Origin of the sequence: Collimonas rhizosphaerae, assembly GCF_038896935.1 — a bacterium.
GTDB classification, from domain to species: domain Bacteria; phylum Pseudomonadota; class Gammaproteobacteria; order Burkholderiales; family Burkholderiaceae_D; genus Collimonas; species Collimonas rhizosphaerae.
In genome coordinates this window covers 66,901-88,515 of record NZ_JBANDC010000013.1, presented here as the reverse complement: position 1 = coordinate 88,515, position 21,615 = coordinate 66,901, and the positions used below count along the sequence as shown (strand labels likewise).

17 protein-coding genes and 1 tRNA gene are annotated in these 21,615 nt (G+C 59.0%); 9 read left to right on the top strand and 9 right to left on the bottom strand.

Annotated elements, in window-relative coordinates:
• Positions 1-20: 20 nt before the first annotated feature.
• The gene (locus V8G57_RS18145) at positions 21-1,424 is read right to left on the bottom strand and encodes a GGDEF domain-containing protein (RefSeq protein WP_425458302.1); all 1,404 of its coding nucleotides are present in this window, start codon (positions 1,422-1,424) and stop codon (positions 21-23) included.
• A 283-nt stretch (positions 1,425-1,707) separates the two neighbouring features.
• On the opposite strand from V8G57_RS18145, the gene V8G57_RS18140 reads away from it, so the two are divergent.
• The gene (locus V8G57_RS18140) at positions 1,708-2,082 is read left to right on the top strand and encodes a MazG-like family protein (RefSeq protein ID WP_144739655.1); all 375 of its coding nucleotides are present in this window, start codon (positions 1,708-1,710) and stop codon (positions 2,080-2,082) included.
• On the opposite strand, the gene V8G57_RS18135 is transcribed toward V8G57_RS18140, so the two are convergent.
• Complete coding sequence (locus tag V8G57_RS18135) at positions 2,079-2,489, bottom strand: MerR family transcriptional regulator (RefSeq protein WP_342830560.1); 411 nt, start codon at positions 2,487-2,489, stop codon at positions 2,079-2,081. The two genes, V8G57_RS18140 and V8G57_RS18135, sit on opposite strands and share 4 nt — an antisense overlap.
• A 69-nt stretch (positions 2,490-2,558) precedes the next feature.
• Between V8G57_RS18135 and V8G57_RS18130 the strand changes: the two genes are divergently transcribed.
• Positions 2,559-3,794 carry an NADH:flavin oxidoreductase/NADH oxidase family protein gene (locus V8G57_RS18130; protein ID WP_342830559.1) on the top strand — a complete coding sequence of 412 codons (1,236 nt, stop codon included), beginning with the start codon at positions 2,559-2,561 and terminating at the stop codon, positions 3,792-3,794.
• Between the two features lie 14 nt (positions 3,795-3,808).
• On the opposite strand, the gene V8G57_RS18125 is transcribed toward V8G57_RS18130, so the two are convergent.
• From V8G57_RS18125 to V8G57_RS18115, 3 genes are read right to left on the bottom strand one after another with little or no spacing between them, the layout of a single operon-like run.
• Complete coding sequence (locus tag V8G57_RS18125) at positions 3,809-4,675, bottom strand: PhzF family phenazine biosynthesis protein (protein WP_342830558.1); 867 nt, start codon at positions 4,673-4,675, stop codon at positions 3,809-3,811.
• Between the two features lie 49 nt (positions 4,676-4,724).
• Positions 4,725-5,669, bottom strand: coding sequence for an AraC family transcriptional regulator (locus tag V8G57_RS18120; RefSeq protein ID WP_342830557.1), 945 nt, complete (start codon positions 5,667-5,669; stop codon positions 4,725-4,727).
• On the bottom strand, positions 5,653-7,098 hold the full coding sequence (locus V8G57_RS18115) for an aldehyde dehydrogenase family protein (protein WP_342830556.1): 1,446 nt from the start codon (positions 7,096-7,098) through the stop codon (positions 5,653-5,655). Before V8G57_RS18115 ends, V8G57_RS18120 begins: the two co-directional genes overlap by 17 nt.
• Positions 7,099-7,469: 371 nt before the next feature.
• Between V8G57_RS18115 and V8G57_RS18110 the strand changes: the two genes are divergently transcribed.
• The 6 genes from V8G57_RS18110 (at position 7,470) to V8G57_RS18085 (ending at position 16,307) form a co-directional block, all read left to right on the top strand.
• Positions 7,470-9,932 (top strand): type VI secretion system Vgr family protein, encoded by a 2,463-nt coding sequence (locus V8G57_RS18110; protein WP_342830555.1) that lies wholly within the window; start codon positions 7,470-7,472, stop codon positions 9,930-9,932.
• Between the two features lie 11 nt (positions 9,933-9,943).
• Positions 9,944-11,005 carry a DUF4123 domain-containing protein gene (locus tag V8G57_RS18105; protein WP_342830554.1) on the top strand — a complete coding sequence of 354 codons (1,062 nt, stop codon included), beginning with the start codon at positions 9,944-9,946 and terminating at the stop codon, positions 11,003-11,005.
• Positions 11,006-11,338: 333 nt separating this feature from the next.
• Positions 11,339-14,032, top strand: coding sequence for a metallophosphoesterase (locus tag V8G57_RS18100; RefSeq protein WP_342830553.1), 2,694 nt, complete (start codon positions 11,339-11,341; stop codon positions 14,030-14,032).
• Between the two features lie 89 nt (positions 14,033-14,121).
• Positions 14,122-15,282 (top strand): right-handed parallel beta-helix repeat-containing protein, encoded by a 1,161-nt coding sequence (locus V8G57_RS18095; RefSeq protein WP_342830552.1) that lies wholly within the window; start codon positions 14,122-14,124, stop codon positions 15,280-15,282.
• Positions 15,283-15,328: 46 nt separating this feature from the next.
• Positions 15,329-15,946, top strand: a complete 618-nt coding sequence (locus tag V8G57_RS18090; RefSeq protein WP_342830551.1) for a hypothetical protein — start codon at positions 15,329-15,331, stop codon at positions 15,944-15,946.
• An 82-nt stretch (positions 15,947-16,028) separates the two neighbouring features.
• Complete coding sequence (locus V8G57_RS18085; protein WP_092397614.1) at positions 16,029-16,307, top strand: PAAR domain-containing protein; 279 nt, start codon at positions 16,029-16,031, stop codon at positions 16,305-16,307.
• 138 nt (positions 16,308-16,445) lie between these two features.
• On the opposite strand, the gene V8G57_RS18080 is transcribed toward V8G57_RS18085, so the two are convergent.
• Positions 16,446-16,610 (bottom strand): hypothetical protein, encoded by a 165-nt coding sequence (locus V8G57_RS18080; protein WP_342830550.1) that lies wholly within the window; start codon positions 16,608-16,610, stop codon positions 16,446-16,448.
• A 361-nt stretch (positions 16,611-16,971) separates the two neighbouring features.
• Between V8G57_RS18080 and V8G57_RS18075 the strand changes: the two genes are divergently transcribed.
• Positions 16,972-18,177, top strand: a complete 1,206-nt coding sequence (locus V8G57_RS18075) for an ABC transporter substrate-binding protein (protein ID WP_342830549.1) — start codon at positions 16,972-16,974, stop codon at positions 18,175-18,177.
• Positions 18,178-18,472: 295 nt separating this feature from the next.
• Here the strand turns inward: V8G57_RS18075 and V8G57_RS18070 are convergent.
• The 3 genes from V8G57_RS18070 to dalD form a co-directional block, all read right to left on the bottom strand.
• A tRNA-Thr gene (locus tag V8G57_RS18070) sits at positions 18,473-18,548 on the bottom strand.
• A 72-nt stretch (positions 18,549-18,620) separates the two neighbouring features.
• Positions 18,621-20,111 (bottom strand): xylulokinase, encoded by a 1,491-nt coding sequence (gene xylB / locus V8G57_RS18065; protein WP_342830548.1) that lies wholly within the window; start codon positions 20,109-20,111, stop codon positions 18,621-18,623.
• Between the two features lie 67 nt (positions 20,112-20,178).
• Complete coding sequence (gene dalD, locus V8G57_RS18060) at positions 20,179-21,579, bottom strand: D-arabinitol 4-dehydrogenase (protein WP_342830547.1); 1,401 nt, start codon at positions 21,577-21,579, stop codon at positions 20,179-20,181.
• Positions 21,580-21,615 lie beyond the last annotated feature (36 nt).

The window sequence follows — 21,615 nt, the reverse complement described above, 5'->3', positions numbered from 1 at the left end:
CAGGTCGCGGCGCTGCCGCTTCATGTTGTAATCACGCAGTTGCGGCCCTGGTTCTTGGCGCGATAGAGGCGCTCGTCGGCGGCGCGGAAAATCGTGTCGATGGTGCTGCCGTCGCGGCCGAACTGCGATACGCCGATGCTGACAGTGAGTATCACCTTAGGTATGACGATGCTGTCGAACACGGCGTTTTCGGTGGCTGACCTGATGCGCTCGCCGATCACCACTGCAACGTCCAGCGAGGCTTGCGGCAGCAAGACCATGAATTCTTCGCCGCCCATGCGCGCTACGCTGTCATAGGGACGGATCTCTTCCAGGCATTTCTGCACGAAACCCTGCAGTACGTCGTCGCCCACCTGATGGCCGTAGTGATCGTTGATGGCCTTGAAATTATCCAGGTCGAGGGCGAGCAGGGAAAACGACAGGTTATCCCGCCTGGACCTGGCGATTTCGGCATCTACCCGCTCGATGAAATAGCGGCGGTTGGCGGCGCCGGTCAGGGGATCGGTCGAGGCCAGGTGCTCCAGCATGCGGTTGCTGTGCTGCAGCTCCTGCAGCGCGCTTTCGGTCCGGACCATCGCCATCGCCAGCCGGTTCACCATTTCTTCCTGGTTGTAGATCGTGGCGAATGAACGGGTGGTATGGAAGGCCTGGATGATGCCGTAGCTGAGGAAGAAAAATCCGCCGGCGAAGATGGCATGCGCCAGCCACCACATGTGATTCCACGGGCGGCCGAGAATGAACGCCAATGACGACAGGCCGAACAGGGCGATCGAAATGCCGAAGATCGTCATCAGCGGCGAGCGGATCCGGCCGGCCAGCATGAGGATGATGTTGACCGCGCAGAAAAACAGGGCGCCGCCCTCCATTGTCAGCCGCACGGCAGGACTGCCTGCAATCGCCGAATAGGCGATGGACGCCACTGCGATATCGATCAGCAGAAATGCCGCGATCCATATCCGCCATGGACGCGGATTGGTGCGCAGCTCGCGAGCGTCGGGTTCCTGGTTGAAGGATAACAAGCCGACCAGCAGCAGGATCGCCATCGCCAGGCGGGACGCCGGGCCATACAGCAGGAACAGCCAGATATTGTGATGTGCCATGCCGGTGAAGATGCCGTGCAGGGCGTAGATCAGGGTGAACCCTAAAAACCCCAGGGTAAGCCAGCGCAGCAGCGGCTCTCCCGAGGACAGGTAACAACGCCAGCTGACGTAAGTGACAAAAATGCCCTCCAGGGTAGCGGCGGCAATCGCGATTTCGTGGAACAGGTGGTCTTCGAATTTGAGCCCGGGATCCTGGAAGAAATACAGGTAGGCGATCAGGATAGCCGGCGATAGCGCAAAGCCCGCGATCAGCAAGCGTGAATAGATTTTTGTCACCCGGCGGATTGCTTCCGGCTGCCCGCCGATTTTTACGCTCATGTCCATATGCATCCTTACCGAGATGATGGTTCCATCATTAAACGGCGGCACGCCTGTTCACAAAACACTAGGGCCTGTTAACAGGCTCTAGTCAAGAGCAGGTTGCTGAAAGCAAAGTAACAGCTACTCTTATATCACGTAGGCCTTTGCGATGTAAGTGCTTGCGAAATTGACATTTTAACCGCCGCCCGGAGCGCTGCCAGAGCACGATCATGACCGCGGCATCGAAGCGGCTGCTTGCAGCCGCCGCAGCCTATATCATGGTGGGAATTTTAAACGGAGCGCTGCCATGGTCGAACAGTCAGGAAACGGTGAATTTGCCAGCTTGCGGGAGGAAGTCCGCCAGTTCGTCGCCGAGCGCGACTGGGATCAATTCCATACCCCTAAAAACCTGTCGGCGGCGCTGTGCGTCGAGGCGGCCGAGCTGCTGGAACATTTCCAATGGCTGCCAACCGGCAGCGGCGATGAGCTCGCCCCAGGCAAATTGCAGCAGGTCCGGCATGAAATGGCCGACGTGCTGGTCTACCTGGTGCGCCTTGCCGACAAGCTCGACATTGACCTGCGCGCAGCCGTGTCAGAAAAAATGGTCCTCAACCGGCTTAAATATCCTGCCGATAAAGTGCGCGGGGATGCGCGCAAGTATTCCGAATACAAGGACGCCTAGTGTTTCCCGGGCCTGGCAATCCGGCCGTTTTCCAGGCTGGAGGTGTTCAGGCATTCTCCTTCCGCCCAGGTTGCCTGCAGCGTGGCGCGCAGGTTGCGCAGGTGCTGGTGCTGCTCGCGCAGCGTGTCCATCAGCTGCTCGATTTCCTTGAGCCGGCCATCCAGCTTGCCTATCAGGTCGTCCTTGGACAGTTCCTCGTTGCTGGCGAATACGCTGCGGATAGCGTCCAGCGAAAATCCCAGGCTTTGCGCCATCTGGATCCGCCGCAGGCGTTCGATGGCAGCCTCGGCATAGTCGCGGTAGCCGTTGGCGCCGCGCTCAGGCTTGGGCAGCAGGCCGCTTTGTTCGTAATAGCGGATGGCCGAGGGCGCCATGCCGGTTTTGTCCGCCAATTCACCAATCTTCATATCGCTTGACCTTCAAGTTGACTTCAAGCTTAGCATACCGTATTTCCTCCTTTTGCTAGCGCATCCATCATGACTTCGACCATGTTTTCATCGTTGCAACTGCCGAACGGCAGCACCTTGCCCAACCGCCTCGCCAAAGCCGCCATGGAAGAAAACATGGCCGACAGCGGCCAGTTGCCCGGCGCCGCCATCCACCGGCTTTACCGCGCCTGGGCCGACGGCGGCGCCGGCCTGATCATCACCGGCAACGTCATGATCGACGGCCGCGCCCTGACCGGGCCGGGCGGCATCGTGCTGGAAGCCGATACCCCCCTGCAGCCTTTCAAGCAGTGGGCAGAAGCGGCGAAACACAAGGGCGCGCAAGTGTGGATGCAGCTCAACCATCCGGGGCGCCAGGTGATGGCTGCCATGGGCGGCACGGCGTGGGCGCCGTCGGCGCTGGCGCTGGACATGGGCAAGCACAGCAAGCTGTTTGTGCAACCGAAAGCGATGAGCGATGCGGAGATCCAGGAAGTCATCGAGCGCTTTGCCGCCAGCGCCGCCGCTGCCGAACGGGCCGGGTTCAGCGGAGTTGAAATCCACGCCGCGCACGGCTACCTGATCTCCCAATTCCTGTCGCCCCTGAGCAATCGCCGCCAGGACGAGTGGGGCGGCAGCCTGGAAAACCGGGCGCGCTTGCTGCTGCAAGTGGTGCGCGCGGTGCGGGCCGCGGTTGCGGCCGGATTCAGTGTGGCGGTAAAGCTCAATTCTGCCGATTTCCAGCGCGGCGGTTTCAGCGAGGACGACGCCAGGCAGGTCATTCTCTGGCTCAACGAATTGCAGGTGGACTTGGTCGAGCTGTCCGGCGGCAGCTACGAGAGCCCGGCGATGCAGGGCCAGACTGCGGATGGCCGTACCTTGGCGCGTGAAGCCTATTTCCTGGAGTTTGCCAAAGAACTGGCCGCCGTCGCCCGCATGCCCGTGATGACTACCGGCGGCATCGGCCGCAAGGCGGTGGCGGAGCAGGTGCTGGCTAGCGGCGTAGCGGTGGCGGGCATGGCGACGGCGCTGGCGATCGCGCCCGACTTGCCTGCGCAATGGCTAGCCGGCGGCGACCAGGCTGCGCGCGGTCCGGCGGTGGAATGGAAGGACCAGATGATGGCGGCGCTGGCGCGCATGGCCCTGGTCAAGCGCCGCCTGCGATCGCTCGGCGCCAGCCGGGCGGCGGCAGGGAATCATTCGGCGCTGCTGACCCTGGTCATCGACCAGTTGCGTACGCGCCGGCTGACGCGGCGCTACCGGCGCTGGTCGCAGGCGCGGGCTTGAGCCGGAATTAAACGTTACAGGCTGATTTTGCCGCGGCCGATTTCGATGACCTTGCCGCCCACCTGGATGGCGCGGTCAGCCGTCACCTTGAGCCGCAGCAGGCAAGGGCGCTGCACCGCTTCGCCTTGTGCGATCTGATATTCGGCAGGCAAGGGATGGCCGTTGGCGATCAGCCAGCCGCCAAGATTGGCGCAAGCCGATCCGGTGCCGGGATCTTCGGATACGCCGCCGCCCTGCTTGGAAAAGAAGTAGCGGGACAGCACCTGGCCCGGCCGGTCCGGATCGAAGGCAAACACGTAGACGGTCTTGCGCTCCAGGCTGCTCTCAGGCCAGGCATCGAGATGTGCGCTGTCAGGGCTGGTGCGGCGCACGGCGTCCATGCTGCGCAGCGCTACCAGCAACTGGTCGGCGCCGGTGTCTATCCATACCGGTGCGGCCAGCAGATCGTCTTCATTCAAGCCGAGCAGCGCTGCCATCTCGGCTTGCGTCAGGTTTGTCGGCGCCGTTTTCAATCCGCCGCCTTGAGGCGCGGTGAAAGTCCAGACGTCGCCGTCGGCGGACACCGGGACCACGCCGGCTGCGAATTCCAGCGACAGCCTGTCGCCGGCGCCGGCGCCGGCAAGATCGCGCACCACGTGCGCGGTGCCCAGCGTCGGATGGCCGGCAAAGCGCATTTCATAACCCGGCGTAAAAATCCGTACACGGGCAGCGGCGTGCTCGGACGGCAGGATAAACGTGGTTTCCGAGAGATTGAATTGCAGCGCCAGCGCCCGCATGGTGGCGTCGTCCATGCCGCGGGCGTCTTCAAACACGCAGAGCTGGTTGCCGCCGAAAGTGGATTCTGCAAAGACATTGAGAAGACGGAATGCGTAGGATGGCATGGGAATCCTGCTGGTTTGACGAGCCTGCAATTCTAGCAGCTAGCCTGTTTTACCGATCCAGTTCATGGTGTTTCAAATACTCCATGTCTTGCAGCGGCGAGGCTCCGAACAGCCGGCGATACTCCCGGCTGAATTGCGATGGGCTTTCATAGCCCACCTTGAAGGCCGCCGTGGCGGCTTCGATGTTGCCGCCCAAGAGCAGCTTGCGCGCTTCCAGCAAGCGTATCTGCTTTTGATACTGCAAGGGGCTCATGACGGTGATGGCCTTGAAGCGGTGGTGCAGGTTCGATACGCTCATGCTGACCGTCTTGGCCAGCTTCTCGATCTGCATCGGTTCGGCGTAGTTGGTCTTGATCCAGTGGATCGCCTGGTTGACTCCTTTTTCCTGGTAATGGGCCAGCACGGTCTGGCCCAGCACGTCGCCGTCTTTGGCGGTGATCAGGCGATACAGGATTTCCTGCTTGACCAGGGGCGCCAGTGCGGCCAAGTCCCGGGGTTTCCGCAATAACCGCAACAAGCGCAGGAATGCATCCTGCAGTTCAGCATCCGATTCCTCCACATAGGCGCCGGCGCGCGAGCGGGAATTCTTTGGGACCGGGATATTTCTTTCGATGACCTGCGCTGCTATTTCCCTGGCGTCCAGGTCGATCCTTATCCCAAGATAAGGCTGCGCGGCAGATGCTTCCACCACCTGGCCTGAAACCGGCATGTCGATTGCGGACAGCACATAACTGCCGCTGCCGTAGTGCGTGATCTCGGTTCCGATCAAGACCTTTTTTGTCCCCTGCAGCACCAGGCACATCGACGGCTCCAGCATGCCCCTGCTGAGTTCGGTGGGGCGGGTGAAGCGGATGAACGAGAGATAAGGCAGCGCGGTGGAGACGTCGCGCTGTTCTTCAGGAATGTTTTCGAAATGGCTCAGCACCTCCGCCCGCAGGAGGTCCAGCGGGCCGGAGGAAGGTATCGGAGGATTGCCGCTATTGCGCATTTTCATTGCTTGTTTCACCGTGACCCATGACGGCTTTCGGCTCCAGGTAGGCTTCAAGTCCATATGTGCCGAATTCCCGGCCGATGCCGGATTGCTTGAATCCGCCAAACGGGGCTCTGGGTTCATCATACATGCCATTGATGAACACCCGGCCGGCGACGATCCGGGCCGCCACCTTGTTTGCCCTGCCGACATCCGCCGAACTGACGAAAGCGTGCAAGCCATAGACAGTATCGTTCGCGATGTCGATGGCTTCCTCCTCGGTTGCATAGCTCAGGATGACCAGCACCGGCCCGAAAATTTCTTCTTTTGCAATCCGCATGTCCATGGTGACGTTCGCGAATACGGTGGGCTGCACGAAATAGCCCTGGTCCAGCCCGGCCGGATGGCCGGCGCCGCCGACCAGCAATTCCGCGCCTTCTTCCACGCCCAGGCGGATATAGCGCTGCACGCGGTCATATTGGGTTTGCGAGACCATCGGCCCGATCGCCGTGTCGGGGTTGTGCGGATCCCCCACTTGCAAGGCTTGCATCGCTTTTGCTGCCAGGCGCTTGACTTCATCCAGGCGGCTCGCAGGAACGATCAGGCGGGTGCCTGCCATGCACGCCTGGCCGCTGTTGACGGTCGCCGCCGCTATTGCGACAGGGATGGCTTGTTCCAGGTCCGCATCATCCAGGATCACGTTTGGAGATTTGCCGCCGAGTTCCAGGGTTACCCGCTTCATGGTGTCGACCGCGCCGCGTGCGATGGTTTTGCCGACATCGGTCGAGCCGGTGAACGAAATCTTGGCAATGTCGGGATGGCGGGTGATTTCCGCGCCCACCGTGGCGCCGCGGCCGGTGACGATGTTGAACACGCCGGCCGGCAAACCGGCGGCATGCAGGCACTCGGTCAGCAGCTGGGTTTGCAGGGAACTCAGTTCGCTGGGCTTGATCACGGCAGTGCTGCCGGCGGCAATCGCCATGGCCAGCTTGCTGCAGATGAAACCGTAGTTGGCGTTCCAGGGAGTGATGAGGCCGACCACGCCGAGCGGCTCCAGCACCACTTTGGAGATGCCGACATGCTTGACGAAATCGAATGTCTTCAGCAGTTCCCTGGCCTGAAGAAAGCTGTTGGCCGCGCGCTGCGTGGTGGCACTGCTCGTGCGGTACGGGCCGCCGTACTCTTCGATCATGGTCTCCCGCAGTTCGTCCGAGCGGGCTGCTACGGCATCGTGCAAGCGCTGCAGATACGCCATGCGCTGTTCTTTGGTGGTTTGCGAAAAACTCTTGTAGGCAGCCTTCGCCGCTGCAATCGCGGCTTGTGCATCCTGTTCATCGGCGAGCGTGACTTTGCCGATCACCGTCCTGGTCGATGGATTGACGAGTTCAAATATTTCAGTGCCGTGGGGTTTGATGAATCTGCCGTTGATATAGATATGGTCTACCGTTTTCATGGGATCTCCGTTGATGGATAAAACGTTGATCTCATCTTAGGCGGGCAGGCATCGGGCAGGGTAGACCAATGCTGTGCGAGGATTGCCTGATTCTGCCGAATCGGCATGTGGCGGACTGCATGCAGATGGCCGCGGAGTGCCCGCAAATGGCGCTTTGGCGGCGGCCGGTCCGGGACGCATGCCGGATGCTGTCTCTGAATTCCAACAAGAGTGTTAATTCTTGCAAAGTATCCGGATTAATAATATTTCCCGTTGGTAATTAACAGTGCTGGCAGTTATGATTTGATAAGATTTGCCTTCAGGTAAAATATAACGTTAAATATTGTTTAAATAACATTTATCAGTAACGGTTCAATTTCGAGGAACCCCGCATGAGCAGTTTGCCTCAATCCATCCTGGCCTTGGTGCAGGATCGCCAGCATAACCGGATATTGCGCCTGTCTTTCCCCCATGGCGACGGGCCGCGCACGACATTGGTGGCGAATCGCCTCGAAGCCGAAGAAGGCTTGTCGCGCGATTTCGAATACAGGGTTGAAGTGCTGGCGGACGACGCCAGCATCCCGCTCAAGGATATCCAGGGCAAGATGGTGACAGTGGAACTGGTGCGCGGCGATGGCAGCCTGCGCTATTTCAACGGCTATGTCTTCGAATTCCGGCTGGCCAGGACCGACGGCAGCGTGGCGTTTTACTCAATGGTCCTGAAGCCGTGGCTAGCCTATCTCCGGCTGCGGAAAAACAATCTTCTGTTCCATGGCAAGACGCTGAACGAGCAAACGCAAAACATCTTCAGCGATTACGGCGCGCATGCCGACTGGGATTCACGCGTCAAGGGCAGCGACCTGCCGTTTACCATGGCCTGCCAGTTCGACGAATCCGATCACAACTACCTGCACCGGCGCTGGGAAGCCGCCGGCTGGCACTACTGGTATGAGCATTCCGAGAAGGGGCATCAGCTGGTCCTGTCGGACGATTCGACGCAGGCCGAACCGATCGCCGGCAGCAGTCCGGAAATCCGTTTCCAGCGCCACGCCGGCGCGCAGGAAGAAGACGCCATCGGCGAATGGACGCCGGTGCGGCAGATCGTCCCGGGCCGGGTCGCCCTGTCGGGATTCAATTTCAAGGCGCCGATCCCGGCCAACCTCGACATCCCGACCATCAACCAGCAAGGCGACGTGCTCGATGTCGAGTCGTACGAATACGCAGGCGCATATGGCTTCAAGGACCGCCAGGATGGCGACGCCATGGCCAAGCGGCAGATGGAGCAGATTGAAGCCAGCGGCAAGCATGTGGCGGCGGCAGGCAACAGCCGCTTTGCCGTGCCGGGGCGTTCGTTCGTGCTGACCGGACACTTCAACGTCGGCGCCTCCGGCCAGGCGGGGGGGGCGGACAAGAATGCGTTCCTGATCGTCAGCGTGGTCCATAGCGCCAGCAACAATTACCTGCAGCAGGCTGACCAGGCGGCGGCCTATGACAACCGCCTGGTCTGCATCCGCAAGAGCATCCCGTGGCGTCCGGCGCGCGGCTTCAATAGCGTCGACACCAGGATCCAGGCGCCGCAGACGGCGACCGTGGTCGGGCCGGCCGGGCAGGATGTCTACGTCGACGAATTCGCCCGGGTCAGGCTGCAATTCCATTGGGACCGCATCGGCGCCAATGATGAAAAGAGTTCCGCCTGGGTGCGTGTCGCCAGTCCTTGGGCCGGCAGCGACCTCGGCTCCATCTCCACCCCGCGCATCGGCTCCGAATGCATCGTCCAGTGGCTGGACGGCAATCCGGACCATCCGATCATCACCGGCGCCGTCTACAACCAGAGCAACATGCCGCCATGGCAGCTGGCCGGCCAGCAGGTACTGACCGGCATGCGCAGCCGCGAGTTCGGCAATGGCGGCAGCGGCCGCAGCAACCACCTGATCCTGGACGATAGCAACGGCAAGATCCAGGCGCAGCTGAAAAGCGACCATCAGCACAGCCAGCTTTCCCTCGGCAACATCACGCGCATCGAGGACAATGCCGGGCGCAAGGATTTCCGCGGCGAAGGTTGGGAATTGCGCACCGACGGCCACGGCGTCGCCCGTTCCGCCAAGGGCATGCTGATCACGACCGAGGCGCGCTCCGGCGCGGCTTCGCATATCAAGGACATGGGCGAAACGGTGCAGCGCTTGTCGGCGGCGACGGACGGCCATCAGGCGCTGGCCGAATTGGCCGAGCAGAGCGGCGCCCAGGAAGCACCTGCACAGCAAACCAATGTCGCGCAGGCGCTCACAAGCCAGAACCAGGCAATCCAGGGCGGCGCTGCCGAAGGCGAGGACGGTTTCCCTGAGCTGGCGGCGCCGCACCTGGTGCTGGCCAGCCCGGCCGGGATCGAAACGACGACGGCGCAGTCGATGCATATCGCCAGCACCCAGCATACCGCGATCAGTTCCGGCAAGAGCCTGTCGATCGCCAGCGGCGACAGCCTGTTTGCCAGCGTTGCCCAGACCTTCCGCCTGTTTGTCCATAAGGCCGGCATGAAAATGATCGCAGCGGCAGGCGACATCGACGTCAAGGCGCTGTCGAACAACATCAACCTGCTGGCCAAGCTGAACATCAGCGTGACTGCCGAGCGCGTCACCATCACGGCCAAGGAAGAAGTCTTGATCAACGGCGGCGGCAGCTATGTCAAGCACAATGCCGGCGGCATCGAATACGGCACCAACGGTCCGCATCTGGTGCATGCGGCGAGCCGCAGCTGGCCTGGGCCGAAAAGCCTGCCGGTCAAGACCCAGCCCGATATCTGCGTCAGCTGCATGCAGGAAGCGAATCAGCAGGCTTCCACGCTGACCAAGCGGCTCTGAATGGATATCACATGAACGCTCCGTTACACGCAGTTCCAGATTCGGCAGAATCAACGCCATCGCATGATCCGCAACAATTCCTGGATGAAGTCGCGCAGGCGCTGAGCCACGATTTGCGCATCCTGCTGCGGCCGCCGCGCACTGCCCAGTGTTACGCGCTGGTCAACGCGGGGCAATGTGCGCCGGGCAGCATCGCCAAGCTCATCGCTGACTACGAACTTGATGCGGAGCCTTTGTTTGCGCACACGGCGGAGGATGCGCACGTGGACCAGGGGCCATGGCTGTTGCGCTTGCCGCCGCAGCCTTCGGATGCTTTGCTGCTGCGCCTTGCCACCGACGCCGGCAACAGACAGGCGCTCAGCGTGATCGCCAGTCCGCTGCGCAATCACGTACTGTGCGTCCATCTGCGCAGCTGGTTCAACGGCCTGCTGGAAGATAAGTCGCAAGTGCTGATGCGTTATTTCGACCCGCGCATCGGCCTGGACATGGCCCAATGCTGGCCGCAACCGGTGCGCCAGCAATTCCTCAGCGCGATGCAATGGTGGGCAAGCTGGGACCATTTGTTCGCGCCGCGCGTCATCCGCGGCGCAGCGCAGCCGCAGCCGGCCGCGCTCAGCGAACCGCTGGCAATCGGCGCCGAACTGCAGCTGGCGCTGGATCGCCTGAACCACGCCGAGCGGTTGCAAGCCCTGGTCCTGAAAGAAGATACCGATCCCGGCGAGCTCGACCACATCGCCGCGCCCGTGCTGCGTGTGATCGCCCATCTCCAGCTGCAGCTGGCCGAGCAGCTGGATTTGAACGAATGGAGCGACCAGCGGCTGCTGATCGCGCTTGGTTTGCGCATGCACCCGCGCGCTTGCGACGAGCCGCAGCTAAACGCCTTGCTGCGCGCCAGCGCCGCTGCGAAGGAATCGATCGCTGCCGTCATCGGGCGTATGCCCGCGGCGTATTGGGAAGGGCAGCAGGCCGATGCGCCGCGCAGCCTGGCGCTTCTCTCAGAAAAAATACTGACCCCGTTACGCCTGCGCCGCGCTGGAAACGTTTCCAGCCATCCGCTAGCGTCATTGGCCTAATACTTTTATCCGGACTATTACATGGCTGATATCTCTTCAAGCGTAGCAAATGCCTCCAGCGGCAAGAACCAGACTCCCGGCGTTACCGAGTGCGAAAAAGATCCTCCTATCAGTGCTGTCATTCTTTATCCCAGCCTCGGCACGCCGTTGATCCTGGCGCCGGGGCAAACCAAGTGCAGCATTTTCCTGGGAGCGGCTGCGGAAGCGCGTACGCACTTCACCATTGATGAGAAGACCAAGCAGGCGCATACCATCCATTGCGCGACTGACCGCCATCTGCGCCTGTATGACATCAAGAAAAAGGACACAAAGACCGACACCACCCAGGGCACCTTGTTTGGGGATGGCAAGACATTTTCCAAGGCCAAGACAGCCATCAACGGCTGGCTGGTGGGTGACTTCGCTGCCGGGGCCTTGATCAAGAACCGGCACGGCCAGCCGTTTGCCACGATTTCAACCCAGGCCGCCGAAGTGTACCGGGGGCTAAGCCATGTCTACGAAATCGAGATAGACCTGACGCAAGGCCCGTTTACCAGTATTGGCACCGATGCCTTCAAAACGTTTGCCTGGATGGTGGAAATCGATGAGGAACATGCCCGTCATCAGGAATATCAAGGGGTTACCCATGTCGAAGGACAGGACATGTACATCCACGATTTCCTGCATAACCAGAAAAATGCCGCCGCCAATCATTTTGCGCGGCCCTATGAATTCAATCTCGATAATTTCCAGGCAACTGGCCTGCCGGCGCAGAGGACTGACCGGCTGATGAGCTGGCATCCGGTCATTCGCGGCAAGAGCGACACGCTCAAGATCGGCCATCTGTCAGATGTGCATGTGAATGTGCGCCACAATGCGTTGGCGCAATCTCCGGCCCGCGTGATCGAAGACGATGCGGCAGGCGCATTGGCGGACAAGGTCGGCGGCAAGGTGTGCAACAGTTTCATGGCTCTCAAGGATCTGTTTGAGCAATTCGGCAAGGGCGAGAACCGTGCCGATGCGATCTTTCTGACCGGCGACCTGATCGACTTCAACCGCAATATCGACCCGGACCAGGCCGGGGGAACCATTGGCGACCAATGGAGAAATTTCAACGTGCTCGGCAAGCTCGATGACAAAAACCTGTACAAGCGCGGCATGGACGATATGCTGATGTACAGCCTGGTGCGGCACTCTTACCGGGAATTGACGCTCCCCGTTTTCATGACGACCGGCAATCACGAGGCGTATGACGTGCCATACGGAGTCAGCCCGCGCGCCGACTCCAGTTTGAGCACCTGGGCTAACAAGATGGGGCGGATGGAAGAGATGGCAACCGGCATGTCGCCGGTGATGCCAACGATCAAGCGCGACGGATGGTGGTTCAAGACCTCTTCACGAGAAGAGCAGATAGCGGACCTGCGCAAGGACGTTGAGGCAGCCAGCGAGTGGATTGCCGGCAAGGCCAACGAAGGGATTGCCGCCGACCATAACATGACCATCTATGAAGCGACGCTGGCTTACGGTCCAACCTATGCGCAAATTTACACGGCGAGGAATTTTCACGCGGACAATTTCGACTGGTTCAGCGCCCTGTTCACGCCGCTGTCGGATTTTGTCATCCCATACGGCGCGAAACCGGAAGACCCGGCCGGCAAAGATGCAAAGCAGGTGCTGTGCGGCCTGGAATGGGGCAATGGCGAGGTCTACATCAACTTGAGCATGGAAAAAGTAAAGGGGATGGCGGGCGACAGGATCTGGCGCCAGAGCAGCAGCCCTGATGCGCAAGGCAGCACGGTCTTGCCCCGTGCCACGCATTCGATCAATGAACAGCAGAAGCATATTCTTAATTCTGCCGGGCTTTACAAGCAGAACTCCAAGGCAAAGCTGCTGGTGGCGACGCATTTCACCATCATCAACTACAACAAATCGCCGCTGAATGCCAAGCTCAGCATCACGCCGTTTGACAGAGTGCTGTCGGAAGGGCAGGTCCGCGTCGTCGATACGCCAGCTTTTAATGATGCCAATTTCGGCACTTGCGAAAAGAATCTCAAGTGGTATTTCGATACCTGTGTCTTTGTCGACGATACGCGGCGTGTCAATCATCACTTGTCCGGCCATAGCCATCGTTCGGGACTGTACCGGCCGACGCCAGAAGACCGCCCTAACATGTTGAGACGGGCCAATATTGCCGATTCACGCGACCCTGGGCTGCACGGGGAGCAAAAAAGCTCGGACCAGCACACCAATTTTATCGTCAGCAGCTGCGGCGGCCCGATCGGCGTGCAAAACCTGTATGGGGAGCTCAATGGCTGGACCCTGCGTCCGCCTAGCGGAACCTTGCTGGATGCTAAGGGTGGTGCGATTAAACAAGTCAAGACCAGCGATCCTAAAAAGAACACGCAGCCGCGCTTGTGCGTGGCGCTCGACTATCTGGCTGTCATGAGCCGTGGCGACAGCGACATAGCCATGCCGCTGAATTTCATGTGTACCGACTTCAAGCCTGGGCAGGCGCTTTTTTCCCGTACCGTGGATGTCACTCTTAGCGACCAGATGACAGGGTTGGCGTGTATAACTGGAATGAACATATGGGTATTTGTCGGGGGACGGGATGAAGAAACAGGCGACGCAAAAAAAACCTGGCACCGGCTCACGCCATCTTTCTCGGATGCGCCAAAGCAGTTGTTTGGCTCTTCCAGCGGCAGCAAAAAGCGCCTGACGTTTAGCGCATCGGATCTGAATGTGCTGGACAGCGCATTCAGGGCAAATGGCGGGACAAAAATCCCGCAAGCTTTTTGCGAAGTCTTGTTGAAGAAACCAACCGTTGCCGCCGGCCAGCCCGATTGGGGCAAAGACATGAACTTCAGCGATTCGTGGGTATTTCCGCTGGAGATTCAATTTAGAATAACGGAAATCGGAGCCGTGCCGCTTATCGGCAGGCCAGCCGGAGAGCGGGGCGAAGTGCCAGATTGGGGATGGTTATTTAAAACCTACCGGAACGGCCCAGGAAACAGCTATCCGGATCCTCAAAAAGTCATTAAAGGCTGAACATGATAATCATAACTTCACGGCGGAGTTTTCTGCGCCGTGTCAGTGTTTTTGCTTTAAGTCTAACCAACATAACAGGATGTGATGCCATGAGCAGCAAAAAACCAATTGGCGAATTTGGAAAAGTTTTTGACTACCTGCAAAATCCGGAGCTCCGCCAGAAAGAAAATGGCGACGCCCTCATGACAATCAATAGCGCGTCATTTGGCGGCACTGAATTTCATGGCCAGGCATGGCGCAACATCCGTTTCGTCGACTGCGATTTTGCAAGCTCATATGCCATCAAATTGAAGGGCAGTGAAGATCTGCAATTCGACGGTTGCCGCTTTGGCGGAATTTTGGGATTCGGCAAAATGAATCGGGTCCAGTTTTCCAAATGCGCGGGTGTCGGCAAGCTGAATCTGATCGGCGATCCGGGCAGTACGAAAGTCCGTTTCGAAGACTGTAAATTCCAGGGTGACGGCGCCGATCAAAACCATTTTGGCGCATTAGGGACCGAAGGCGAAACGGAGTTCACGCGCTGCCAGTTCAAGTACATGAGCATCTATGGCGATACCAAGCTGACTATCAGGGACTGTCAATTTGAAAATGTTGATTGCCCGATAGATGCGGCGACAGGCGGTTCTGAAGTTCTTATAGAGAACTCCAAGCTGCGCGGAAATTTTGATATGCGTCCTGCCGCATTTTTATCCCTCACCATTCGCAATACCGCCATCGATAACATCGACCTGTCCGAAGCCACGGTCAAGGGCGATGTGCTGATGGAATCGCTGGATGCGGGTTATGTCAATGCCTTGTTTGGATCGGCGGCAAGCCTGACCATACGGAACTGCCAGATCAAGGGGAACGGACGAGACGTATTCCAGACTTCGCCGGCCAAGATCGTGCGTATCGACATTGATAATGTCACGTTTGGAAAAGCCAGCGAAGGGGTGTTTATCGGTGGAGGCTTTTCCAGCAAGAAGGAAATAGCGCGCGTCAACCAGTCCCTGCGTCTTCACAATTGCAAGATTCCTGTGCTGGCATCGAATCATATAAATACCGCAAACCTGATTCTCGATAATTGCGCTATCCAGGAAGCCAGTTTCAAGGAAAGCCGCATCAGCAGGCTCGATATCAAGAATACCAAGATCCTCGAAAGGCTTGATTTCACGAATACGCAGGTCGAAACGCAAGATTTAACGACACTGGCGCCGTATAAAGGACGTGTTGATAAATTAGACGGATCAAATGTAAAGCTGCCGGGTTAAGTTCGACGAGCGGCAGACTCCGCAATTTTTAGATTGGAAAAACACGATGATGGAAACGAGTGAAGCCCAGGCCAGCTGGCTGAGTTTATTGCCAGTTGTACCGGTGCTGTTGGTGCTGGCATTGCTTGTGTGGATCGTCAAAATCGCCAGGTCGGCAAAAAAGCAGGAATCGAATGCTCCGGATGCAAATGCCGGCACCCGCGCGTGGGATTGGATACTGCGCGGCATCGGCCTGTCGTTATTGGTTAGTGTCGCCTTTATTGTATTAACCGTCCTCCTGGGCCGCTCCATCAATTCTGCTGCCGTCGCTCCCTTCATTCCGCCGCTGTTTACCCTGTTATTCATAGGATGGCGCCGCATGATGAGGATGGCGCCGGAGAGCGCGGATCCCGCCACTCCGGCCTCGCGCCCGAACACCTGGATCTGGCTGCTGGTGGCAGTCGGATTGTTCCTGTTTTTCTGGCTGGCGTCGGTGAATATCGTCTATGTTTTTTATCTGGCCCTGCCTGCGCTGATAATCGCCGCATGGTATTGCGCTAGGAGGCAATGGCGGAAAGAGGCTTACCTGGCGGTGGGCAGCGCCATCGCCTTTCCGTTTGTGGGTATCGGACTTGTGGTGGCGATGAACGTGCTGTCCATGTATTCTGGTTCTTCTTACAGATGAATTCCGGATCGGATGTGGCCGCGAAATTGCGAATGCTGCCTGCGTGGCTTAATGTAGTTGGATTATTTTTTCAGGACAAATCATGGCTCTAAAAATCATCGTGGTGGGCGACAAAACCAGTCATGGCGGTCATGTGATCAGCGGTTCTCCCACGCATAACGTGCTGGACAAGCCGATTGCACGGCTGGGCGACCTGGTCGAATGTCCGCTGGTCTATCCGGGCGGTAAACCGCACGGCGTCAACAAGATCATCGAAGGGCATTCGACGTTTATCCTTGACGGGATTCCCGTTGCGCTGGAAGGTCACAAGACCGAATGCGGCTGTACGCTGATCGGCAGCATCGGCGCCACTGTGGGATAAATCAAACCGTTCCGTTAAAATTTGTCGCTATTTTGAAACAAATTTGTACTGCAACCAAACACGCAATGAGGATGCAATTGTTTCGTTAGTTCAGGGGGACATTCTCCAGGCAATTGCTGACTCTGCGACCCGCTCGTATCAATCTTGCAGCCGCCGCTCCTCGATCAGTCCAAAATCAGCAGTATAAGAAATGCTTTGATGCTTCTCCGTTGCTTGTAAAGGTGCGTGAGTTTTCTCTCGCTGCGGCTGATAAAAACGATCTAGCCAGGTAGCTGTTCGTTTGCGCGCCGAATTGATAATCATCTAGCCGTCCCCTCCATTGCCTGGCGAGCGCCGCCACCCTGTCGCAAGACCCCTTGAAACCCGATTCCAACAGATCCTCGTGAATCTGTTTCGGGCTGCGCCGTTGCTTGCCGGATTTCACGCCTGGCGGCTTTGATACGTTGACGAGGATTGCCCGACATGCGTCATTGTCCGCAACACTGAAGGAAATCCCCACGCAGAACTAAGGGTTTCCTGATTACATTTTTCGTCAAATTTACTCACCATATGCTAATTGGAGAACTGGATAAAGGGAGGGCACAAAGTTTTTTCTGAAATTCCCGACTAACAAAAACAAAAAGAATGTTCAAATTCCATGGAGACAACGATGCAAGGAAACAGGATGTCCAGTGTCATTTTTTGCCTGATGACACTAGGATTTTACACAAACGCATTTGCCGAATTACCGCCGATCAAGATAGGAATCATTGGTCCTGTCACAGGAAAGTCATCGGAGGACATGGGGCAAAGTATTGTCGGCGGCGCCAGGGTATTCCTTGCCGACATCAATCAGATCGGTGGGGTCATGGGACGACGGATCGAACTGGTCGAGCGTGACGACCAAGCTAAACCGGAGCTCGGGGTTGCCATGGCCAAAGAATTGATCGAGAAGGAAAAAGTGGTCGCCGTGGTCGGTTTCGGCAATACCGGTGTTGCGCTGCCTGCGGCGAAAATATTCCAGGAAGCCAAGATCCCGTTGATCGTGACAGGCGCCACCGGCGCGGCGATTACCAAATCCTTCATGCCGCCGGCCTATCCGGTCAGCTATGTGTTCCGCTCTGGCACCAACGATGCGCTGCAGCCGATCGTGATTCTCAACGATGTGATCGATCGCCGCAAGATCGATAAAATTGCGCTGTTGCATGATGACAGCCCCTTTGGCCAGTTCGCCAAGCAAAACATACTGGCGGAGCTGGAACGGCGCAAGATCAAGCCAGTGCTGGTGGAGAGCTTCAAGGTTGGCGACATAGATATGACAATACAACTGCAGCATGCGAAAGAAAACGGTGCTCAGGCGATCGTACTGTATTGCCTTGGCCCGGAAGGGGCAATGGTAGTGAAAAGCGCAGAAAAACTGAAATTGAAACTGCCGATGGTTGGGCCGTGGACTTTATCGCAACAGACATTCATAGACAAGTCAGGTGCGGCCGCTGAAGGTACGCGTACTTCAGTGACGTTCATTGAAAACGACCTAAGTTCAGTGAGTAATCAATTCTCGCTGACCTATCGAAACATTAACAAGGTTAACCACATTCCATCTGCCATGGTTGCCGCCCAGACCTATGATGCGCTGCGCTTGCTGACGCTGGCGTTATTCCAGGCCAACTCGGTGGACGGTTCGAAGATAAAGGATGCTCTAGAGAACTTGCAGGTGCACACAACATCTACAATCGTCTCGCGCTACTACAAGCCTTTTTCGCCGACCGATCATGAAGCGATAACCCTAAACATGATCGTCATGGGAGAAATCGCCAACGGCAAGGTCGTCTATGCTTATAAGGAAGATGCGAATAGAGGATCGATCGCACGTGTGAAAAACACCCAATAGGCACATGGTCGTTATGGTGCCCCAAGACAGCGAAAAAAATGGCGCAGTCACGAGTGTCTTGGGGTGAACCCGCGCCAGCGCCGGGCTATCAATCACCTAACCAATTCGAAGCACAACACGCTCTGCAAGCGACTTGGATTCTCGATCAATCTTGGTCCAGTCCGAGAGAGGACTGCTAGATGACTATTAGTTTTGGACACAAATCAACAGATTGAGATTGAAATGAAAAAAACGCCGCAAAACCATGTATTTACGTGGTTTGCAGCGTTTTTTTGCGATTTCTTGAAATGTTTCGTGGTGCCGGAGAGAGGAGTCGAACCCCCGACCTCTTCATTACGAATGAATTGCTCTACCAACTGAGCTACACCGGCACTACTTTTGCAAAAGCCCATGCAAGAGTACGAATATATTCTAGCAGCAATCAACCGCGAAATTAAAGCAATTCAATGCCCAGGCAAGGCGGCATCCGCATTTCGCTCAGGCCGGCAGCGGTAAATCTCGCGATAAGCCGCCAGGCGCGGCTGCAGTGCTGCGTGGCGCTGCGCATTCGGCGTAAATGCCTCGCGCAGCGGCGGCTTGGCGCAGATGACGGCTTCCTTGCCAGGCTGGTCGTTGGCAGCCAGCCAGGCCAGGCGGGCGGCGCCCAGCGCGCCGCCGGTTTCGCTGCCGACGTGGGTCACCATGCGCACATTCAGCGCATCGGCGATCAGTTGCGCCCAGTAAGGGCTGCGCGAACCGCCGCCTACCAGCGACAGCTCCGTGACCTCGGTGCCGGCGGTGTGCAAGGCGGCGAGGCCGTCGGCCATGCCGAAAGTGACGCCTTCGATCACGGCATAACCGAGCGCGGCACGGCCGTGGGCGTGCGACAGGCCGTGGAATACGCCTTGCGCATAGGGATCGTTGTGTGGGGTGCGTTCGCCCGACAGGTAGGGCAGGAACAGCGGCGCGTTTTCCAGCGCAGCCGTATCCAGTTCGGCGATTTCCGCCAGCAATGTGGTTTCGTCGACACTGACCAGCCGGCAGAACCAGCGCAGGCAGCTGGCGGCCGACAGCATCACGCTCATCTGGTGCCAGCGGCCGGGCAGGGCGTGGCAGAAGGCGTGCACCGCCTGGGCCGGGTTAGGGCGGAAACGGTCGTTGACGACGAACAGCACGCCCGAGGTGCCGAGCGAGACAAAACCGTCGCCGGGATTCACCGCGCCGATGCCTACCGCGCTGGCGGCGCCATCGCCGCCGCCGCCGGCCACGATGACTTCCGGCGACAAGCCCCAGGCGTCAGCCACTTCAGGCAACAGCGTGCCTGACGATTCTCCGCCTTCGACCAGGCGCGGCATGTGCGAACGGCGCATGCCGGTCGCCGCCAGCAGTTCGTCCGACCAGTCGCGTTTGGCGACATCGAGCCACAGGGTGCCTGCCGCATCGGATGGTTCGGATACCTTGTTGCCGGTCATCTTCAGGCGCAGCCAGTCCTTCGGCAGCAGCACCATCTGCATGGCGGCAAATACTTCCGGTTCGTGGCGCGCCAGCCACAGCAGCTTGGGGGCGGTGAAACCGGGCATGGCCAGGTTGCCGGCGATCTGGTGCAATTGCGGCGCGCGTTCGGTCAGTTCGACGCATTCGCTGATGCTGCGCAAATCGTTCCACAGGATCGCCGGACGCAAGACGCGGTCTTGCGCGCCGAGCACTACGGCGCCGTGCATCTGGCCCGACAGGCCGATGGCGCGCACGGCGCGGAATTCTGCCGGCGCTTTTGCGCGCAGCTTGGCGATGGCTTCGCCGGTGGCTTGCCACCATTGCCCGGGATCCTGTTCCGACCAGCGCGGCTGCGGGCGCGACACGGTGAGCGCACTGCCGGCGTCGGCCAGCAGCTTGCCGGACTGATCCATCAGGACGATCTTGACTTCCGAAGTGCCCAAATCGATGCCGAGATACATATCTCCATCCTATTGTATTTTTATGGGTGATTATTGCAGCAACAGATGCTGCCAGCGCAGCATCCGGTCAGGTCTGCTGGGCAAGCCAGTCCTGGACATGCACCAGCGCCGCGCGCAGCGGCAGCTCCAGCTGCGGGCTGCCAGCTAGTGTGCCCCATAAGGCGGGATCGGCGCAATAGGCGCGCACCGGGTCGGGGCTGCCGAGCATGGCGCGGGTCGCGTTTTCATCGAAGATGCCGTCCTGGTAGGCATAGGGCAGTTCGTTTTTCGCCCAGCGTTGCAGGAACAGGAAGAACAGCGCCGGCAGGACCAGGGTGGCGTGCGGCACGGCGCCGCGGGCGATGCATTCCTGCAGGGTCGGCACGATGAAGCCGGGAATCTTGGAAAAGCCGTCGGCGGCGACGCGCTGGTTGCTGTCCTGGATATTCGGATTGCCGAAGCGCTCCAGCACCACATCGCGGTAGTCCGCCAGGTCGAGCGGGCTCGGCGTCAGGCAGGGAATCACGTCTTGCGTGACATAGTCGTACGCCATTTTGCGGATATCCGCCCGGGCGCAGCCTTCGTGGATATAGTTCAGGCCAACCAGCGTGCCGGCCCAGGCGATGCAGCTATGGGTGGCATTGAGTATGCGGATCTTGGCTTCTTCATAGGGCAGCACCGACTGCACCATTTCGACGCCGACCTTTTCCAGCGCCGGGCGGCCTGCGGCGAAGCGGTCTTCGATCACCCACTGGATGAACGACTCTGCCATCAATGCGCAAGGATCGGCCTGGCCGAGCGCTTGCGCCACCCGTGTCCTGACTTCCTCGGTGGGGCGCGGCGTGATGCGGTCGACCATCGAATTGGGGCTGCTGGTGTGGTCCGCCACCCATTGCTGCAAGTCGGTTTCGCCGCGCAATGCGAGGAACTGCAGCAAGCCGTCGTGGAAGCGTTCGCCGTTGTGGCGCAGGTTGTCGCAATTGAGCAGGGTGACCGGGCCGTTGCTGGCTGCGGCGCGTGCGCGCAGGATGGCGGTCAGGGCGCCGTAGACGGTGTTCAGTTCGCCTTGCAGGTCGGCGGCCAGGTCGGGATTGCCGGTGTCCAGCTTGTGGTGATGGTCCAGGTAGTAGCCGGCTTCGGTAACCGTGAACGAAATGATCCTGGTGCTGGCCTTGGCGCCGAACGCGGTCAGTTCCAGCAGCGCCGCGTCCCACGGCACGATGGTCTTGATCGAACGGATCGTTTCGTAGCTGCGCACGCCGCCCGGCGTCACGGTTTCCAGCGTATAGGCGCCGCCCTGGCGTTCCAGCGCGTCGAGCAGCGGCGTCATGTCGTCGCGGATGTTGGCCAGCGCCAGCGACCAGCTGGTGTCGCCGGTTTCCATCAGGTGATGCAGGTATACCGCCTGGTGGGCGCGATGGAAGGAGCCTGCGCCGATGTGCAGCCAGGTATTGCCGGCTGCGTCAGTAGGAGAGGAGGTGGCTTGCATGGTGAGTCCTGGATAAATGATGGCTGACGCCGCTTT

Coding starts and splice junctions, on each gene's coding strand:
- V8G57_RS18145 (WP_425458302.1), bottom strand. CDS start 1,424: ATGGACATGAGCGTAAAAATCGGCGGGCAGCCGGAAGCAATCCGCCGG.
- V8G57_RS18140 (WP_144739655.1), top strand. CDS start 1,708: ATGGTCGAACAGTCAGGAAACGGTGAATTTGCCAGCTTGCGGGAGGAA.
- V8G57_RS18135 (WP_342830560.1), bottom strand. CDS start 2,489: ATGAAGATTGGTGAATTGGCGGACAAAACCGGCATGGCGCCCTCGGCC.
- V8G57_RS18130 (WP_342830559.1), top strand. CDS start 2,559: ATGACTTCGACCATGTTTTCATCGTTGCAACTGCCGAACGGCAGCACC.
- V8G57_RS18125 (WP_342830558.1), bottom strand. CDS start 4,675: ATGCCATCCTACGCATTCCGTCTTCTCAATGTCTTTGCAGAATCCACT.
- V8G57_RS18120 (WP_342830557.1), bottom strand. CDS start 5,669: ATGAAAATGCGCAATAGCGGCAATCCTCCGATACCTTCCTCCGGCCCG.
- V8G57_RS18115 (WP_342830556.1), bottom strand. CDS start 7,098: ATGAAAACGGTAGACCATATCTATATCAACGGCAGATTCATCAAACCC.
- V8G57_RS18110 (WP_342830555.1), top strand. CDS start 7,470: ATGAGCAGTTTGCCTCAATCCATCCTGGCCTTGGTGCAGGATCGCCAG.
- V8G57_RS18105 (WP_342830554.1), top strand. CDS start 9,944: ATGAACGCTCCGTTACACGCAGTTCCAGATTCGGCAGAATCAACGCCA.
- V8G57_RS18095 (WP_342830552.1), top strand. CDS start 14,122: ATGAGCAGCAAAAAACCAATTGGCGAATTTGGAAAAGTTTTTGACTAC.
- V8G57_RS18090 (WP_342830551.1), top strand. CDS start 15,329: ATGATGGAAACGAGTGAAGCCCAGGCCAGCTGGCTGAGTTTATTGCCA.
- V8G57_RS18085 (WP_092397614.1), top strand. CDS start 16,029: ATGGCTCTAAAAATCATCGTGGTGGGCGACAAAACCAGTCATGGCGGT.
- V8G57_RS18080 (WP_342830550.1), bottom strand. CDS start 16,610: ATGATTATCAATTCGGCGCGCAAACGAACAGCTACCTGGCTAGATCGT.
- V8G57_RS18075 (WP_342830549.1), top strand. CDS start 16,972: ATGTCCAGTGTCATTTTTTGCCTGATGACACTAGGATTTTACACAAAC.
- xylB (WP_342830548.1), bottom strand. CDS start 20,111: ATGTATCTCGGCATCGATTTGGGCACTTCGGAAGTCAAGATCGTCCTG.
- dalD (WP_342830547.1), bottom strand. CDS start 21,579: ATGCAAGCCACCTCCTCTCCTACTGACGCAGCCGGCAATACCTGGCTG.